Source organism: Burkholderia semiarida (assembly GCF_029268935.1).
Lineage (GTDB): Bacteria > Pseudomonadota > Gammaproteobacteria > Burkholderiales > Burkholderiaceae > Burkholderia > Burkholderia semiarida.
The window spans coordinates 272,291-289,109 of sequence record NZ_JAHLCL010000010.1 but is presented as its reverse complement, the minus strand read 5'-3'; the positions used below and the strand labels follow the sequence as shown (position 1 = coordinate 289,109).

The 16,819-nt window shown below is 68.9% G+C and carries 20 protein-coding genes; 4 read left to right on the top strand and 16 right to left on the bottom strand.

From position 1 onward, the window contains the following. Nucleotides 1-30: 30 nt before the first annotated feature. The 6 genes from fliO to KPB06_RS34205 all read right to left on the bottom strand — a co-directional run bounded on the left by fliO (nt 31) and on the right by KPB06_RS34205 (nt 4,017). The gene (gene fliO / locus KPB06_RS34230) at nt 31-597 is read right to left on the bottom strand and encodes a flagellar biosynthetic protein FliO (protein WP_060008870.1); all 567 of its coding nucleotides are present in this window, start codon (nt 595-597) and stop codon (nt 31-33) included. Beyond that, nucleotides 594-1,082 carry a flagellar motor switch protein FliN gene (fliN, locus tag KPB06_RS34225; protein ID WP_069618815.1) on the bottom strand — a complete coding sequence of 163 codons (489 nt, stop codon included), beginning with the start codon at nt 1,080-1,082 and terminating at the stop codon, nt 594-596. The genes fliO and fliN overlap by 4 nt, the downstream gene beginning before the upstream one ends. Next, nucleotides 1,075-2,073: a flagellar motor switch protein FliM gene (gene fliM / locus KPB06_RS34220; RefSeq protein WP_059580399.1), complete on the bottom strand. Its 999-nt coding sequence runs from the start codon at nt 2,071-2,073 to the stop codon at nt 1,075-1,077. The genes fliN and fliM overlap by 8 nt, the downstream gene beginning before the upstream one ends. Before the next feature lie 22 nt (nt 2,074-2,095). Then, nucleotides 2,096-2,596, bottom strand: coding sequence for a flagellar basal body-associated protein FliL (gene fliL, locus KPB06_RS34215; RefSeq protein WP_179231707.1), 501 nt, complete (start codon nt 2,594-2,596; stop codon nt 2,096-2,098). A 211-nt stretch (nt 2,597-2,807) separates the two neighbouring features. Next, a complete protein-coding gene (locus tag KPB06_RS34210) occupies nt 2,808-3,530 on the bottom strand; it encodes an LrgB family protein (RefSeq protein ID WP_059580404.1) in 723 nt (240 codons plus the stop codon). Between the two features lie 13 nt (nt 3,531-3,543). Beyond that, nucleotides 3,544-4,017 (bottom strand): CidA/LrgA family protein, encoded by a 474-nt coding sequence (locus tag KPB06_RS34205; protein ID WP_060008905.1) that lies wholly within the window; start codon nt 4,015-4,017, stop codon nt 3,544-3,546. 141 nt (nt 4,018-4,158) lie between these two features. On the opposite strand from KPB06_RS34205, the gene KPB06_RS34200 reads away from it, so the two are divergent. After that, nucleotides 4,159-5,085, top strand: a complete 927-nt coding sequence (locus KPB06_RS34200; RefSeq protein WP_059580406.1) for a LysR family transcriptional regulator — start codon at nt 4,159-4,161, stop codon at nt 5,083-5,085. Between the two features lie 72 nt (nt 5,086-5,157). Here the strand turns inward: KPB06_RS34200 and KPB06_RS34195 are convergent, their stop codons facing one another. Beyond that, a complete protein-coding gene (locus KPB06_RS34195) occupies nt 5,158-6,720 on the bottom strand; it encodes a DHA2 family efflux MFS transporter permease subunit (protein WP_059580409.1) in 1,563 nt (520 codons plus the stop codon). Nucleotides 6,721-6,897: 177 nt separating this feature from the next. Continuing rightward, the gene (locus KPB06_RS34190) at nt 6,898-7,386 is read right to left on the bottom strand and encodes a MarR family winged helix-turn-helix transcriptional regulator (RefSeq protein WP_059580411.1); all 489 of its coding nucleotides are present in this window, start codon (nt 7,384-7,386) and stop codon (nt 6,898-6,900) included. A 174-nt stretch (nt 7,387-7,560) separates the two neighbouring features. On the opposite strand from KPB06_RS34190, the gene KPB06_RS34185 reads away from it, so the two are divergent. Then, complete coding sequence (locus tag KPB06_RS34185; RefSeq protein ID WP_059638559.1) at nt 7,561-7,845, top strand: hypothetical protein; 285 nt, start codon at nt 7,561-7,563, stop codon at nt 7,843-7,845. Between the two features lie 312 nt (nt 7,846-8,157). Further along, nucleotides 8,158-9,681, top strand: a complete 1,524-nt coding sequence (locus KPB06_RS34180; RefSeq protein WP_275906042.1) for an efflux transporter outer membrane subunit — start codon at nt 8,158-8,160, stop codon at nt 9,679-9,681. A 560-nt stretch (nt 9,682-10,241) separates the two neighbouring features. Here the strand turns inward: KPB06_RS34180 and KPB06_RS34175 are convergent. The 8 genes from KPB06_RS34175 to gspG are packed head-to-tail and all read right to left on the bottom strand — an operon-like array spanning nt 10,242 to nt 16,226. After that, the gene (locus KPB06_RS34175) at nt 10,242-11,030 is read right to left on the bottom strand and encodes a type II secretion system protein N (protein WP_059638602.1); all 789 of its coding nucleotides are present in this window, start codon (nt 11,028-11,030) and stop codon (nt 10,242-10,244) included. Between the two features lie 36 nt (nt 11,031-11,066). Further along, on the bottom strand, nt 11,067-11,573 hold the full coding sequence (gene gspM / locus KPB06_RS34170) for a type II secretion system protein GspM (RefSeq protein ID WP_054928223.1): 507 nt from the start codon (nt 11,571-11,573) through the stop codon (nt 11,067-11,069). Next, the gene (gspL, locus tag KPB06_RS34165) at nt 11,570-12,946 is read right to left on the bottom strand and encodes a type II secretion system protein GspL (protein WP_089464410.1); all 1,377 of its coding nucleotides are present in this window, start codon (nt 12,944-12,946) and stop codon (nt 11,570-11,572) included. The genes gspM and gspL overlap by 4 nt, the downstream gene beginning before the upstream one ends. A 26-nt stretch (nt 12,947-12,972) precedes the next feature. After that, nucleotides 12,973-14,082, bottom strand: coding sequence for a type II secretion system minor pseudopilin GspK (gene gspK, locus KPB06_RS34160; protein ID WP_059580677.1), 1,110 nt, complete (start codon nt 14,080-14,082; stop codon nt 12,973-12,975). 2 nt (nt 14,083-14,084) lie between these two features. Then, nucleotides 14,085-14,783, bottom strand: a complete 699-nt coding sequence (locus KPB06_RS34155; protein ID WP_124658490.1) for a PulJ/GspJ family protein — start codon at nt 14,781-14,783, stop codon at nt 14,085-14,087. Next, on the bottom strand, nt 14,761-15,168 hold the full coding sequence (gene gspI, locus KPB06_RS34150; protein ID WP_059580427.1) for a type II secretion system minor pseudopilin GspI: 408 nt from the start codon (nt 15,166-15,168) through the stop codon (nt 14,761-14,763). Before gspI ends, KPB06_RS34155 begins: the two co-directional genes overlap by 23 nt. Then, nucleotides 15,165-15,734, bottom strand: a complete 570-nt coding sequence (locus KPB06_RS34145; protein WP_059580429.1) for a GspH/FimT family pseudopilin — start codon at nt 15,732-15,734, stop codon at nt 15,165-15,167. The genes gspI and KPB06_RS34145 overlap by 4 nt, the downstream gene beginning before the upstream one ends. 39 nt (nt 15,735-15,773) lie before the next feature. After that, complete coding sequence (gene gspG / locus KPB06_RS34140; protein ID WP_027783126.1) at nt 15,774-16,226, bottom strand: type II secretion system major pseudopilin GspG; 453 nt, start codon at nt 16,224-16,226, stop codon at nt 15,774-15,776. 180 nt (nt 16,227-16,406) lie between these two features. Here gspG and KPB06_RS34135 point away from each other — a divergent pair, with 180 nt between their 5' ends. After that, nucleotides 16,407-16,817: a hypothetical protein gene (locus tag KPB06_RS34135; protein WP_059638550.1), complete on the top strand. Its 411-nt coding sequence runs from the start codon at nt 16,407-16,409 to the stop codon at nt 16,815-16,817. The last annotated feature ends 2 nt before the right edge of the window (nt 16,818-16,819 follow it).

Below are 16,819 nucleotides of genomic sequence, written 5' to 3'. Positions count from 1 at the left end.
GCGAAGTCGGAAAGAGGGCGCGGCGCCATGTCAGCGGTCCTTGCCGCGCCCGAGGCGTTTCGCGGCTTCGCCCGCGAGCGCGTCGCGAAACCGTGAGCCGAACGTGCCGGGCAGGCCGGCGCTGGGCGAAGCGCCGCCGGCGGACGCGTCGGACGCGGCCGGGCCCGCGACTGCGGCCACCGAACCGGCCGGCAGCGTATGCAGCAGGCGCACGTTGCCCGGCGCGACGCCGAGCACGAGCCAGGTGTCGCCGATCTCGACGATCGTCGCGCTTTCCTTCGCGCCGAGCCCGACGCTCGATACGACCTTCAGCGGGCCGCCGCGCCGCGCGGGCTGGAAGCCGAAGCGGCGCGCGAGCCATGCGCACGCGAACACGAGGCCGATCACGACCGCGAGCCCGACGAGCGTCTGCAGCACCGCGCCGATGCCGAGCGACGGCACGGCCGAACCGACCGTCACGCTCGACGCGATCGAACCGGCGTGGTTCACCGCGTTCATGTCGGCGGCGCCGGCCGGCGCGCACGCGAGCGACGCGGCGACGGCAAGCACCGCCGCCATCGCGCGGCACCCGCGCCGGCCTGGCTTCACGACGTTCATCGATTCAGCTTCCGGATGCGTTCGGCCGGCGTGATGATGTCGGTCAGGCGAATACCGAACTTGTCGTTGACGACCACGACTTCGCCCTGCGCGATCAGGCAGCCGTTCACGAGCACGTCCATCGGCTCGCCGGCCATGCCGTCGAGCTCGACGACCGACCCCTGCGCAAGCTGCAGCAAGTTGCGGATCGCGATCTTCGTGCGGCCGAGTTCCACGGTCATCTTGACCGGGATGTCGAGGATCATCTCGATGTCGTTGTGCGTCGAGCTCGCCGCGGCCTTCGACAGCGGCTGGAACACGCCGGCGCCCGTCGCCCCGGCCGGCACCGGCTGCTGGTTCTGCTCGGCGAGCGCGGCCGCCCAGTCGTCGAGGCCCTGCTCTTCGTCGGCCGCGGCCGGCGCCTTCGCGTCGGCGGCCGATGCCGCGAGGGCCGCATCGGCCATCGCCTGCATGTCGTCGTCGGGCGTCTGGTTCAGCTCACTCATATCCACCTTCCTTCATCGAATCGCTCGCGCCGATCATCTTCTGCACGCGCAACGCATATTGACCATTGAAAATTCCGTAGCCGCATTCCATCACCGGCACGCCGTCGACCTTCGCGGTGATCGTGTCCTCGATCTCGAGCGGCAGCACGTCGCCCGCGCGCAGGTTCAGGATCTTCTCGAACGTCGCCGAGATCTCGGCGAGATTCGCGGTCAGCTCGACCTCGGCGGCCTGCACCTGCTGCGACAGCACGCGCACCCAGCGGCGGTCGACTTCGAGCGCCTCGCCCTGGATCGGCGAGCTGAGCACGTCGCGGATCGGCTCGACCATCGAGTACGGCATGCAGATGTGCAGCGTGCCGCCCGTCGGCCCGAACTCGATCGAGAACTGCGTGACGATCACGATCTCGTTCGGCGTCGCGACGTTCGCGAACTGCGTGTGCATCTCCGAGCGCACGAATTCGAACTGCAGCGGCCGCACGCTCTTCCACGCGGTCGTGTAGTGCTCGAACACGAGGTTCAGCAGCTTGCCGATGATCCGCTGCTCGGTGGCCGTGAAATCGCGGCCCTCGACACGCGTGTGAAAGCGCCCGTCGCCGCCGAACAGGTTGTCGACGACGAAGAACACGAGGTTCGGGTCGAACACGAACAGCGACGTGCCGCGCAGCGGCTTCACGTGCACCAGGTTCAGGTTCGTCGGGATCGGCAGGTTGCGGGTGAATTCGCTGTACTTCTGCACCTTCACCTGGCTGACGGAGATTTCCGCCGTGCGTCGCATGAAGTTGAAGATGCCGATCCGCAACAGGCGCGCGAAGCGGTCGTTGATGATCTCGAGGCCGGGCATCCGGCCGCGGACGATTCGCTCCTGCGTCGCGATGTTGTAGGGACGGACGCCCGACGTGTCGCGCTGCTCGTCGACCGCATCGGTTTCGCCCGTGACGCCCTTGAGGAGGGCATCGACCTCCTCCTGGGACATGAACTCCTGGTGACCCATACGCGCTCCTTTCGCGGCCGCGTTACTGGACGACGAATTCGGTGAACAGCACCTCGTCGACCTTCGCGCGCTGGTTGCCCGGCTGCGTCGGCTGCGCGATCAGCTCCCGCAGCTCGTTCGCGAGCGAACGTTTGCCGTCCGGCGTCGCGAGCTCCTCGGGATGCTTGTTCGACAGCGCGAGCAGGATCCGGCTGCGGATTTCCGGCATCCGCGCGGTCAGTTGCTCCTGCGCCTTCGGGTCGGTGAGCTTCAGCGACAGGCCCACGCGCAGGTAGTGCTGCACGCCGTCGTCGGACTGCAGGTTCACCGTCATCGGGTCGAGCGGGAAAAACACCGGCGCGGCAAGCGGCGCCGGCTCGGCGGGCGCGCTCGCATGGCCGACGCCTGCCTTGCCCAGGAACACGTACATGCCGCCGGCGGCGGCGGCGGCCGCGCCCAGCGCGATGACGGCGATGAGCGCGATGCGCTTGAACTTGCCGGAGGAAGCCGGCTTGTCGGCGGTCGGGGTTGCGGTCGTGGCCATGTGAATGCGTGCGTGATGTCTCGTAGCATGCATTGTTCGGCATCCGGGCCGAGGCCGATGGGCGGAAAAGAGGGGGGAATTGCGGCTATCTCAGCCGATTGTCGGCTCGGCGCCGGCTCGATGCAGGGGGGAACGGCGGCGCAGGCGGCCCAGCGGGGCGGAACCGGCCGCGCGGAGAAAAGGGCAGGCGGCGGCGCCTGCCCGTCGGGCGTCAGATCGGCAGCAGCGTGAGCAGCGGCGCGATCAGCACCATCGCGACGCCTGCGATCATCATCGTCAGGCTCGACACGACGCCTTCCTCGCTGCCGATCTCGCGTGCCTTCGCGGTGCCCACGCCATGGGCGGCCGCGCCGAACAGCGCACCGCGCGCGAGCCGCGTGCGCATCGGCACGAGCGCGAGCACGAGCTCGCCGAGCAGCATTCCGCAGATGCCGGTCGCGATCACGAAGAGGGCGGTGAGGTCCTTCGGCGCGTGAATCTTGTCCGACACGGCGAGCGCGAACGGCGTCGACACCGAGCGCGTCATCAGCGAGCGCTGCAGCTCGGGCGACAGATGCAGCAGCTTCGCGAGCAGCAGCGACCCGCACACGCCCGCGGCGATCCCGACCGCGACGCCGACCGACAACGACAGCCAGTGCCGGCGAATCAGGTCGCGGTATTCGTAGATCGGCACCGCGAACGCGATCGTCGCCGGGCCGAGCAGCCACATCAGCCAGCGCGTGTCGCGGAAGTAGACCGAATACGGGATGCCGGTCAGCAGCACGAGCAGCACCAGCACGCCCGGCACGAACACGAGCGGCGAGAACAGCAGCGTCTTTTTGTACGCGTAGAGCCGCTTCGACGCGAAATACAGCACGACCGTCAGCACGAAGCAGCCGACGGAGATCGCGGTATTCACGCGGTCGGCGGGCAGGTTCGATAGCGCGGCGAGCATGGAAGGCTCCGGCTCAGTGTGCGACGGCGCTCAGGCGCGCGCGGCGGCGCTCGGCGAACACGCGTTGTGCGGCGAGCCGGCGTTCGAGCTTCGCGGCGAGATCGACCGCGACGGCCACCGCGACCATCACGAACGCGGTGCCGGCGAGCATCACCAGCGCGATGCGCCAGCCGTCCTCGCGGAACAGCCCGCCGTACTGCACGGCCGCGACGGCGGCCGGCACGAAGAACAGCAGCATGTCGGACAGCAGCCAGTTCGCGCCGTCCTTTACCCACGCCGGTGCGACGCGGCCCGAGAACAGCAGCACGAGGAGCACCGCGAGGCCGATCACGCCGGACGGAATCGGCAGCCCGACCTTGCGCACGGCCCAGTCGACCGCCATCCACAGCACGCCGAGCGCGGCGGCCTGCAGCACGATCCGGCCCGTGTGCGCGAGGCTGCCCGAAGCGGCGGAGCGGGCGGCGGCAGTGGCGGTCGGCTGGTTCATGGCGGGCTCCATACGGATGTTTCTGTCGATGGCGTCAGTATAGGGTTTCCCCTAACCATAAATAAAATGACTTGTCTCTATCCTTATCATTCCAATCCGGAATTCGTTTTGACGTGGTTGCACCAATCTGGGGAGTGATCGATGGAATTGCGCGCGCTGCGGTACTTCGTCGAGGTGGTTCGCCAGCAGAGCTTCACCGCGGCGGCCGACAGGCTGTTCGTCACGCAGCCGACCATCAGCAAGATGGTGAAGGCGCTGGAGGACGAGATCGGTTCGCCGCTGCTGCTGCGCGACGGCCGGCAGATGGTGCTGACCGACGCCGGGCGGATCGTGTTCCAGCGCGGCCAGGACGTGCTCGCCGCGCAGGCGCAGTTGCAGTCGGAGCTGAACGATCTCGGCACGCTCGGGCGCGGCGAGCTGACGATCGGCATTCCGCCGCTCGGCGGCTCGCTGTTCACGCCGATCATCGCCGCGTACAAGCAGCGCTACCCGAACATCGAGCTGAAGCTGTTCGAGCAGGGCGCGCGGATGATCGAGGCCGCGCTGACGTCGGGCGAGCTGGAGCTCGGCGGGCTGCTGGAGCCGGTCGATCCCGGCACGTTCGAGCGGCTGCCGATGGTGCGCGCGCCGCTGTGGCTCGTCGCGCCGCGCGAGTCGCGCTGGGAGGATCACACGGCCGTGCCGCTCGCGGATCTCGCGCGCGAATCGTTCGTGTTCTATGCGGAAAGCCTCGCGCTGCACGACGCGGTGCTCGATGCGTGCCGGCAGGCCGGCTTCACGCCGTCGATCGTGAGCCGCAGCGGCCACTGGGATTTCATGGCCGCGCTCGTGCATGCGGGTGTCGGCATCGCGCTGCTGCCCGAGCCGTATTGCCGGCGGCTCGACGCGGGCCAGTTCACGTGCCGGCCGATCGTCGAGCCGGAAATCACGTGGGCGATCGCGCTCGGCTGGCTGAAGAAGGGCTACCTGTCGCACGCGGCGCGCGCGTGGCTCGACGTCGCGCGGGCGACGCTGCCGCTCGCGCCGGCCGACGATCTGGCGTTCGGGGGATTACGGGCGCGGGAGTGAGGGGGGGGCCGCCGGGCGATGAAGCGGACAGTGAAACAAAAAGGGCGGCCGTGACGGCCGCCCGTCGGGCCCTCAATGCCCCATCGCCGGCCCCGCGCCCTTCTTCGGCTTCGTGATCCACACGAGCGCCGCGAGCGCGATGAACACGCCCGCCGACAGGTGGAAGAAGTCGTTGGTCGCCATCATGAAGCCCTGCTGCGTGACGAGCTGGTTGAGCTGCGCGTTGGCCGTCTGCCCGACGATGCCGAGCTGCGCGAGCGCGCCCTGGTAATCGGTCGTGTTCTGCGCATAGACGCTCACCGATTCCGACAGCCGCGCATGGTGGTAGATCGCGTCGTTCTCCCAGAACGTCGAGCTGGCGGCCGTGCCGATCGCGCCGGACAGCGTACGCAGGAAGTTCGACAGCCCCGACGCGCTCGCGAGCCGCTCGTCGGAGATGCTCGACAGCGTGATCGTCGTCATCGGCACGAAGAAGCACGCGACGCCGATGCCCTGCACGAGTCGCGGCAGGATCACGTGGTTGAACGGCACGTCGAGCGTGAACGTCGCGTTCCACAGCGACACGCCCGCGAACACGATGAACGCGAAGCTCGCGACCATCCGCAGGTCGAGCCGGTGCATGTTGCGGCCGATCAGCGGCGACAGCACGAGCGCGAGCAGCCCGACCGGCGCGGTCGCGAGGCCCGCCTTGCCGGCCGTGTAGCCCATCACCGTCTGCAGCCACAGCGGGAAGATCACGACCGAGCCGAAGAACGCCATGAAGCCGAACGAGATGATCAGCGCGCCGAGCGCGAAGTTGCGGTCCTTGAAGAGCGTGAGGTCGACCACCGGCTCCTTCTCCGTCGCCTCCCACACGAGCATGAACGCGAGCGACACGACCGCGATCAGCGCGAGCGCGACGATGAACGACGAGTTGAACCAGTCGCGGTCCTTGCCGAGGTCGAGCATCATCTGCAGGCACGACACGCCGATCACGAGCAGCGCGAGGCCGATCGCGTCGATCCGCTGCTTCGTCGTCTTCGTCTCGCGGCCGCGCAGCAGAAAGTACGCGCAGGTCGCCGAGAACACGCCGATCGGCAGGTTGATGTAGAAGATCCACGGCCACGTGTAGTTGTCGCTGATCCAGCCGCCCAGGAGCGGGCCGAAGATCGGCGCGACGATCACCGTCATCGCCCATAGCCCGAGCGCGAGCCCCCGTTTCGCGGGCGGGTAGCTGCGCATCAGGATCGTCTGCGACAGCGGCACCATGGGCCCCGACACGAGGCCCTGCAGCAATCGGAACGCGATCAGCGTCTCGAAGTTCGACGCGAGGCCGCACAGCGCCGACGCGATCGTGAACGCGAGCACCGACAGCGTGAAGAGGCGCACTTCGCCGACCCGCCTTGCGAGCCAGCCGGTGAGCGGCACCGCGATCGCGGACGCGACCGAGTACGACGAGATCACCCACGTGCCTTCGCTCGTCGCGACGCCGAGGCTGCCCGAGATGGTCGGCACCGCGACGTTCGCGATCGACGTGTCGAGCACTTCCATGAAGGTGCCGAGCGCGAGCCCGACGGTGAGCAGCGCGAGCGCGCCGCCGGTCAGCGGCGCCGGTTCGGCGGCGGGGGAGGGGGCGGATGCCGTGGTGGCGGACATCGGAATCTCCTAGACGCGGCGCGCGCGACGCGCCGGCACAACGCACGGACGCGCGACGCAGCGCGGCCCGGCCGGGTGGAAGGAAAAAGGGGAAAAGCGGAGCGGGTGCCTTGTCATCTTCTGCCCAGACAGAGAAATAAGCGAATGTTTAACTGCGACATGGGGGCTCCGCGTGCATCAGCAGTCGGGTTCGTCGGGCTTCGGGCAGCCGGTCGAGCCGGGCCCGTTGGCGATGAAGCGTTGCAGCAGGCCGGTGAGCGTCGCGAGTTCGTCGGCCGAGAAGCCTTCGAGCTGCGCGTTGAGCACGGTCGCGACCAGCGACGGCAGCGCGCGGGCGGCTTCGATGCCGCGGTCGGTCAGCGTCAGCTCGATCATCCGGCGGTCCTGCTCGCTGCGCGCGCGAGCGATCAGCCCCTTGCGTTCGAGCCGGTCGAGCATGCGCGTCATCGAGCCGCTGTCGTACGACATCTTGCGCGACAGTTCGAACGGCGTGCGCGCGTAACCGCGCGACAGCAGCAGGATCACGCCGATCTGCTGCGCGGTGAGGTCGAGCGGCTCGAGCGCGCGATCCATCCGCTCGACGAGCGCCTGCTTCGCCTTCGACAGGTAATAGCCGAGGCTCGTTTCCAGCGCGATGTTCTCGGGATCGTAGAGGCCGCCGGTCATACGATTGCGCGCGCAGCAATAGTGCGTTTCGGGTTAAAACGCGCCCAGTATCTTGAAAAATGATTGCTTAGTCAATATTATTTAAGTCAACCAGTTACGACGTGCATGTTGCACCGCCGGAGACTATGTTCTGACCGATTGGCCCGCACTGCCGGGCACCCGAGGATGTTCGCGATGCTGTTCCTGAAAAATGCCGCCGGCGCGCTGCGCCGCAACCTGACCGATACCGCTCATCATGTGTTCTCCGGGCCGCACCGCGGCTGGAAGATCGCGCTGTACGTGACGATGCTGGTCGTGCCTGGCGGCTCGCTCGCGGCGCTCGGGTTCGCGTGGTTCGATCATCGCCGGCAGCGCAACGCGAAGGGCGGCGCCCGCCGCACGAGCCAGCCGGCCGCGACGGAGCCGTCGACATGGCCGGCCGCCGCCAAACCCGTCGCGGTGCCCGTGCGCTGCCACTGACACACTGACGCCGCCGCGCGCCCGCTTTCCACACTGTCCCGCCCGATCGCCGGCCGCGTCGCGCGCTACCGCTGCCGTCCGTCCGTCGGATGCCCATTGGCACGCCCGTTTTCCCGCAAGCCGGCCGTAATGGCCGGTAAACCGGCCGCCCGCGCCGGTAACACATCCGGGCCGCCGCCCACCGTACCCTTAGGGCTGCGCGGCTTTCCCGCCGTCAGTTACCATTTGTCCGCCAGCGGCCAACGACCGCACCGCATGACCGCATCGCGCGGCGCCGCTCGCCGGCCGTCGCGCCCAGACAGGAAAACCACCATGCCGTACGCTTCCCTCCCGCGCGCCGTTCGCCCGCTGAGCGCCGCCGTCGCCATTGCGACGGCCGTGCTGCTCGCCGGCTGCGCCGTCGGGCCCGACTATCACCGGCCCGACACGTCGATTCCCGCCGCCTTCAAGGAAGCGCCGGCCGGCTGGAAAGTCGCGCAGCCCGCCGATCGGGCCGATCGCGGCGCGTGGTGGACGGTCTACAACGATCCGCAGCTCGATGCGCTGATCGGCAAGCTCAACGCGTCGAACCAGACCATCGCGCAATCGGCCGCCGCCTACCGGCAGGCGCGCGCGCTCGTCACCGAGGCGCGCGCCGCGTATTTCCCGACTGTCGGGCTGAGCGCATCGGGCTCGCGCGCGCGGACGCCGCGCACGTCGCTGTCGTCGGGCTCGTCGTCGAATTTCGGCAGCGGGTCGACCGGATCGATCAACAACAGCTACAGCGTTGGCCTCGACGCCAGCTGGGAGCCCGATCTATGGGGCAAGGTGAGCCGCACCGTCAGCGCGCAGCGCGCCGGCGAAGCGGCCGCCGCGGCCGATCTCGCGAACGCGCGGCTGTCGCAGCAGGCGCTGCTCGCGCAGACCTATTTCCAGTTGCGCACGTCCGATGCGCTGCAAAAGCTGCTCGACGACACCGTGAAATCGTACGAACGGTCGCTGCAGCTCACGCAGAACCAGTACGCGCAGGGCGTCGCCGCGCGCGCGGACGTGATTCAGGCGCAGACGCAGCTGCAGAGCGCGCAGGCCGCGCAGATCGACAACGGCGTCGCCCGCGCGCAGTACGAGCATGCGATCGCGACGCTGATCGGCGAGCCCGCGTCGACCTTCTCGCTGCCGCCGAACCCGCTCGCGGCCGAGCCGCCGGTCACGCCGGTCGACGTGCCGTCCACGATCCTCGAGCGCCGGCCCGACGTCGCGGCGGCAGAGCGCCGCGCGGCGGCCGCGAACGAGCAGATCGGCGTCGCGATCTCGGCGTTCTTCCCCACGCTCACGCTGTCGGCCAGCGGCGGCTTCCAGAGTTCGGTGTGGTCGCAGCTGTTCACGCTGCCGGCACGCTTCTGGACGGTCGGCCCGCAGCTCGCGGCCACGCTGTTCGACGCGGGCTTGCGCGCCGCGCAGACCGACGCCGCGCGCGCGACCTACGACCAGGACGTCGCCGCCTATCGTCTCGCGGTGCTCACCGCGTTCCAGGACGTGGAGGACAACCTGGCGTCGCAGCGCATCCTCGCGCAGGAAATCGACGTGCAGCGGCAAGCCGTCGCCAGCGCCGAGCACGCGCTCGCGATCGTCACGAACCAGTACAAGGCCGGCACGGTCGCGTACCTGAACGTGCTGACCGCGCAGACCACCGCGTTCACCGCGCAGCAGAAGCTCGCGACGATCGCCGGCCAGCGGATGGTGTCGTCGGTCGGGCTCGTGAAGGCGCTCGGCGGCGGCTGGAACGTATCGGAAATGGCGCGCGAGAACGGCGACATGGCGGCGCCGGTGAGCGGCGCTCCGGTCGCCCAGAAATGAATATCACGCGCGGTTGAACGACAGCATGTCATATCGCTTGGGCGTGAATGGCGAAAATGACATCTTTCGTTCAAGTCCTAAAAATTGATAATCGAATTCGACAAATACTATATAAAGTTTGATTTTTGTCGATTTCCAATTATCTCAAAATAAAATCGTTGAACTTATTAATGGAAAGGCTTACGAATTCACTGCATCAACACCGTGATGCGAATTCACCGTTAACAAGGAAACGACGAAAATGATTGCACATATCGGAGCAAAATGTCCGCAGGGTGGAACGTGGCATCCCGTGGGAAATCCCAATGACACACGGTCCATCGGCATTGGCAACATCATGCCGCCCACACCGAACGGCGAAGCATACTGGGTTCTGAAAACGCCGACCGGCGACAAGTAAGTTGCATGGGCCGGCTTTGCCGGCCCTTCGTTTTATTGTCCGGCCTCTTGATATCGGAACCGACCGAACGGCCAGCGTATTGCAAACCTGCCGGCGGCGATTTCAGTAAAAATCATTCCGGGCGATCGCACATTGACGCGTGCTTGAGGCCAGCGCGCGTTCAGCGCTGCGCGTCGCCGAAGATCAGCGAAACCTGGTTGTTGCCGATCGGGTGGCCCAGCAGGTTCAGCAGCCCGGCGAGGTTCGCCTGCTGCTCGGGCGCCGCGTGCGCGGTCCCGCGGAACGATCCCTGGCCGGGGCCGAAGCTGCCGTGCCCGTCGAGGAACAGCGGGCCCTGCGTCGTCGACAGGTCGAGATCGGCGCCCGCGCCCTTCGCCTGCAATACCGCGCGGTACGAACCGAGCGGCTTCACGCGCGACACGCGCGAACTCATCGAATCGATCGTCACCGTCAGCTGGCCGAACGCGTTGCTGCCGATGAGCCGCCAGTCGCTCCAGGCGAGCCGCACGTCGCCCTGCAGATCGAGCGTATTGAACGGCGTGCCGAGCCCCGTGAGCAGCGACGCCGGCACCGCCATCGCGCCCGCCGACAGCACCGCGCCGCGCCACGTCGCATCGAGCGTGACCGCATCGGGCATCGCTTCGGTCTGCCGCATGCGCATCTGCACGCGCCCGGTCAGCAACGGCCAGAAGCGCGTGGTCCATTCGACCCGGCCCGGCAGCAGCGTCGCCGCGCTCTGGTCGGCGCCCGGCGCGAGCATCAGCGTGCCCGAGCCGTGCCACAGCGAGCCTTCCGGATCGACGAGATTCACGTGGCCGCCGGTCGCACGCGCGAACTGCGGCGCGATCCATGCGGCCGGCGCGAGCGCGACGAGCGTCACCGCCGTCGCCAGACCACCTGCCAGCACCCACGGCAATACGGTGACGAGCCGTCTCGCCCACGGCCGCATCGGCCGGCCTTCGTATGCGTCATCCACTGCCGTCATCTATTTCTGGACGGAAGGTTGCATCACGGCCGTCAGGTCGACCTGGCCGTCCTCCTTCAGCGCCGTCGCATGCGCCTCGCCGACCTGCACCTTGAATTGCCGGCGCGCATCGTCGAGCCACTGGGTCCACGCCGGGAACGACACGTTCTTCATCTGGATCTGCACGCCATTGCCGACGATCTGCACCTGCGCGCCCTGCAGCCCGTGGTCGGACAGCGACGCGGTCAGCGCATCCTTCAGCGCGAGGCCGGTCGGCGCGACACCCTGCGCGGCGGCGGCCAGCGACTTCGCCTCGTTCGCCTGCGCGGTCATCTGCGCGAGTTCGTGACGCATCGCCGGCAGCTCGCGCTGGATCCGCGCGCGGCCTTCCTGCGCGGGCGACCACAGCACCGAATACGCGATCGCGACCGCCAGCACGGCGCCGCCCCAGCCGAGCAGCGTCTTCTCGCGCGGCGTGCGTTCGCCCCAGAACTGGGCGAGCGTCTGGTTCAGTTGTTCGGTTTTCATGAGCGGCTCCGGATCGTCCATTTGCCCGTGTTGCTGTCGACTTCGCCGGACAGTCCGTTGCGCGCGAGGCGCTGCGTGAAATCGGGATCGACCTTGACCTCCGGCTTGAAGCCGACGTCGAGCCGCCGGTCGTGATAGTCGAGCGACGCGATGCCGTTCAGCGGCAACGCGCCCATCGAGCGCGACAAGCCGCTCGACAGCGCGAGGAAATCGTTCGGCGACAGCTCGCCGGCAGCGAGCCGAAGCTGGTCGAGCTGGCGCTGCATCTGCGCGGGCGGATCGAGCACGGTGGTCGTCTTCGGGAACGCGGACAACAGCGTCTCGGTGATCTGCGCGGACAGCGCATCGCGCTCGCGCGACAGCTTCCACCAGTGCAGGTTCATCCCGATCACCGCGACGCCGAGCGTCGCCGCGGCCAGCGCGATCGGCACGCGCAGGCGCTTGAGCGTCGCGCGATCGAAGCGCCACGGCTGCGATTCGAATTCGAACTGGCACAGATCGAATGGCTCGGCGAGCGCCCGGCGCGCGAACGTGTCGAACGACAGCGGCGCGGCGCCCGGCAGCAGCGGCGCGTCGGCGCGGCCGACCGACGCGAGCCGCGGCTCCGCGCCCGGTTCGCCGAGTTCGTACAGTTCGATGGCGCCGCCGCCCGCGAGCGCGGCCAGCGTGCCGGCCGCGCGCGACGCGGGCGCCGCGAAGCCTTCGCCGAGCGCGCCGCGCGCGACCGCCAGCTCGAGGCGCGGCGCACCGGCCGCCGCCGGCAGCGCGCCGGCTTCGACGAGCACCGGCTCGACCGCCGTCGCGAGCCCGAGCACCGCGGCGACCGTGGCCGGACGGGCGAGCGGCGCGGCGGCGTCCGCGGCGAGCGCGGCGGCGTCGATCGCCTCACCGTCGGCCAGCGCCGAGGCGGATGCCGCTTCGGCCGACGCGCGCGGCGCCGGCAGGCAGCGGGTCGCGGGCACCGCGCTCAGGTGCCGGTGGCCGGCCGCGGTGAACGCGTCGCAGATCGTGCGGAACCACGCGCGATCGACGACGGCCAGCACGCGGCGCCCGTCGGGCAGGGCGGCCGGATCGAGCGCGATGTGGCAGCCGAGCGGATCCTGGATCAACTGATCCTCGACGATGTTCGGCAGCGCCTGACGCAGCTTCGGCCCCTTCAGCGGCGGCACGGTCGCGGCCAGCAGCAGCACGTCGCGCGCGGCGACGATCAGCACCGTTGCGTTCGCGCGCGGCAACAGCGCGAGCGCGGCGCGGCCCGCGCGCTGCACCTGGCCGGCCTTGTCGACGAGCATGAACGGCAGCTCGGGCCACTGCCATTCCTGCAGCGGCACGGCCGGCTCGCGCGGCGGCAAAGAAACAATCAACGTGCTCACAAGCGCTCCTCTCCCGATTGGCGTCGTTATAGCTGATCGCGGATGCGCACGATCCGCGTCGAGTGCGTGGTCGGATCACGATACACGAGCGAGGTACGGTCGACCTCCGCGCGTTCGTGCTGGATCCGGCCATGCACGATGAAATAGCTCGAATTGACGTCGACGAGGCTCGAGTCGATCGTCACGTTCGGCGGCGCGCCGGCTCCGCGCAGCGCGAGCTGCACGTCCCCGACGTTTCGGAAAAACACGGTCTCGCGGCGCGCGACGAGCGCCTGCGCGGACGACACGCTCATCCCCGGTATCAGCGCGGCGATCACTTCGGCCGGCGCGGTGTTCATGTTCACGGGCGTCGTGGTCGGCAGCACGGTGACGAACGGGCGCAGCCGCGCGACCATTTCGGGTGTCACGCCGTCGACGTCGAGCAGGCTGTCGACGCGCGTCATCATCAGCGGCGCGGGCCCGCGCTCGCCGCCGGCCATCCCGGGATCGTCGGTGAAGCCGCTGCCCTGCATGTCGCCGCTCGTCACCGGTGCGGTCGCGGCATTCGCCGCGGTGCCGCCGCCGCCGGGCAGGTTCGGCATCTGGAATCGCGTGGCCGAATGCAGCAGCCCCGCGCGCACCTGCAGCGCGATGCGCTTCGCGAAGGCACTGTCGTAGCCGAGCGTCGTCAGCAGGCGCTGGAACGCCTGCATCTGCGTGACGTTCAACTGCAGCACGCCGGGCGCCGGCGACGACACGAGGTTGCGCAGGTTGAACTTCGCCTGCGCGTCCTCGATCGAGCCGGACAGGTAGGTGTCGTCGCCGCCCGTCTCGTTGGGCGCGCCGATCCGGCCGAGGAAATCCGACAGCTTCGTCTTCGCGATCGGTACGCCCCAGATCCCGCCGAGATACGTGATGCCGGGCGCCGTGTCGCCTTCGGAGCGCAGGATCATTCGCGTCCAGTCGAGCGCGCCGCGCGCGACCCACTGTGCCTGCGCGATCACGCGCTGGTTCTCGATGCGGCGGATCTGCACCTGCTGGCGCCACAGCATCCCCGACACGAGGATCGCCGACAGCGCGACCACGAGCAGCGCGGTGATGATCGCCGCGCCGCGCTGGCGGCGGGCAGGCATTCGACGGAAAGGGCGCGCACGCATCGTCATTCCCCGACGAGGAAGATGCGCGTGACCGGCACGCGCAGCGACGTCGCGCCGATGCTGACCTGCAGCCCGGTCACCGCGCGCGCGGGCGGCGCGTTGCCGAGCTGCGGCACCTTGAGCGCGTCGTTGTTCTGCGCGAGCGCTTCGTCGGCCGTCTGCAGGTTGGTGGTCCAGCCCACGCGCGGCACGTACAGCTTCGCGTCGATCGCGCCGACGCCGCCCATCAGCGCGACCCAGCTCCAGCCTTCGACGCTGCTGTCCTTCAGCATCGTGCGCAGCCGGTTCGTGTCGTCGACCGGCGGCGACGCATAGCGCACGACGCGCCCGCCGGCGATCCGGTAGCGGACCACCTGCAGCCGCGGCGCGACGCCCGGCACGTCGAGCTCGCGCACGATCTGCAGCGTATTGCCGGCGACGCCGATCGCCGGCTGGCCGGCCTCGTCGTCGGTCGCGGCGAGCCGCGCGTCGATGCGCATCTGGTCGAACATCTGCGCGAACACGCGCTCGTCCTCCATCGCGGCGGCCACCTTGTCGCGGCCGCGCATGATCTGGTCGAGCCCGCGCCAGGCGAGGATCGCCACCACCGCGAGGATCGCGATCGCGATCATCAGCTCGATCAGCGTGAAGCCGCGGGCGCGGCGGGCGGCACGGGCGGACGGGCGTCGCATCGGCGCGTCAGAGCGGACGGCTGGTTTCATTCGCGACCACCGTCACCATCTGCGCGAGCACGCCGGAACGGCCGGGCATGCTCACCGAAATCCGCACGCGCCGGAACACCGGGTTCGGCGTGGTGCTCACGCGCTGCGTGCAGACGAGCTGCACGTTGCCTTGCGAGCAGTCGAAACTCTGCTCGCCGACCTCCGGCCACGCATGCGTGAGCCGCAGTTGCGCGAGCGCGTTGTCGGCGCTCCAGCCGGCGAGCAGGCGGCGATGCAGGTCGGACGCATTGGTCGCCATCGTGCCGACCGCGCGGATCGACGCGGCGAGCGCGACCGCGATGATCGCGAGCGCGACCAGCACCTCGATCATCGTGAAGCCGCGGGCGGAAGAAGCGGGGAAGGGCAGGCGACGACGCATCGTCATTGCACCTCGTAGCGGCCGTTGCCGGTGCCGACGATCGTCGCGCTGCCGGCGGCCGAATGCAGCGTCACGCGCACCGGCGTGTCGATGCTCTCGGTGCCGAACACGACGCGGTTCGCGCGCGTGTCCGATCCCGGGTAATCGATGTCCGCGCCCGTGACGCCGCCGTCCCAGTCACGCGGGCGCAGCAAGTCGTCGCGCAGCGTGCGCCAGCCGTCGGGCGAGCTCACGTCGAACTGGAAACCGTGCGCGGTCGGCTGCCATGCGATCGGCCGCGCGCGCACCTGCGCTTCGTCGCCGGCCGTCTCGAACAGCAGCGCGATGCGCTGCGCTTCCTCGCGCAGGTCGGTGCGCGGATTGCGCGTCAGCGACAGCGACGCGAGCGACACGAGCAGCCCCGCGATCACGAGCACGACCAGCATTTCGAGCAGCGTGAAACCGCGCGCGCGACGCCGCGCCGCGCGGGGCGTCGTCAAGCCGCCATCGGCGCCCGCCGGGACGGACGGCACCGCACCGCGACGCACACGGCAATCGCGGCCGCAGCGGGAGGTCGTGCGAATGGCGAGCATGAAGAACGGGAAGGAAACGTCGGGGCGATCAGCGCCGGCTCATTGCCACGAGCCGATGTCGGAGTCGTTGCTTTCGCCGCCTTCCTTGCCGTCGGCGCCGTAGCTGAACACGTCGATCTCGCCGTGCACGCCCGGGTTCAGGTACTTGTACCCGTTGCCCCACGGATCGTTCGGCAGGCGCTCGAGATAGCCGCCGTCCTTCCAGTTGTTGGGGATCGGATCGGTGGTCGGCTTCTGGATCAGCGCGTTCAGGCCCTGTTCCTGCGTCGGATAGCGGCCGTTGTCCAGACGGTACAGCTTGAGCGCCTGCATGATCGTGCCGATGTCCTGCTTCGCGGCGATGCGGCGCGCCTCGTCCGGGCGGCTCATGATCTTCGGCACGATCAGCGCCGCCAGGATCCCGAGGATCGCGACCACCACCATGATCTCGATCAGCGTGAAACCGCGCTGACGACGCACGGCCGCGTTGCGGCGAGTGATCCACGTTTGCATGACTGACTACCTCTTTCCAAAAAATGTCGTCGATTGAGTGACGCACCCGACGGGCATTCCGGAATGCCGGCCTGACGACAGGCTTCCGATACCCCGGGCGCGGAGCCCGCATTGTAAGGCGCGCATCGCCGAGGGCTTTCACCCAACGCAAATTTCACATACATCCGTACAATAGCGCGCATGAACGCGCTCTCGATCCGGATCCTTTCCCTCGCCCTCTTCGCGGGTTTGTGCGCGACGGCCACCTACTGGGTCGTCACGCTGTCGGCCCGCGAAGCGCCGCTGCCCGCCGCCGCCGCGCGGCTGCCGATCCGCACCGAGGACGCCGCCGCGCTCTTCGGCGGCCAGCTCGACAAGAATCCCGTCCAGGACATTCACCTGTTCGGCATTCTCGCGCTCGATCATGGCGGCGCCGCGATCGTCGGCATCGGCGGCGAACCGCCGCGCGCCGTGTCGCTCGGCGCGGAGCTCACCCCCGGCGCGAAGCTCGCCGAAGTGCGCAGCCGCTCGATCATCGTCGACCGCAACGGCGCGCGCGCCGAAGTCCAGCTCCCGGCGAACACGCCGTCCCCCGCGATCTACATGCGCTGACG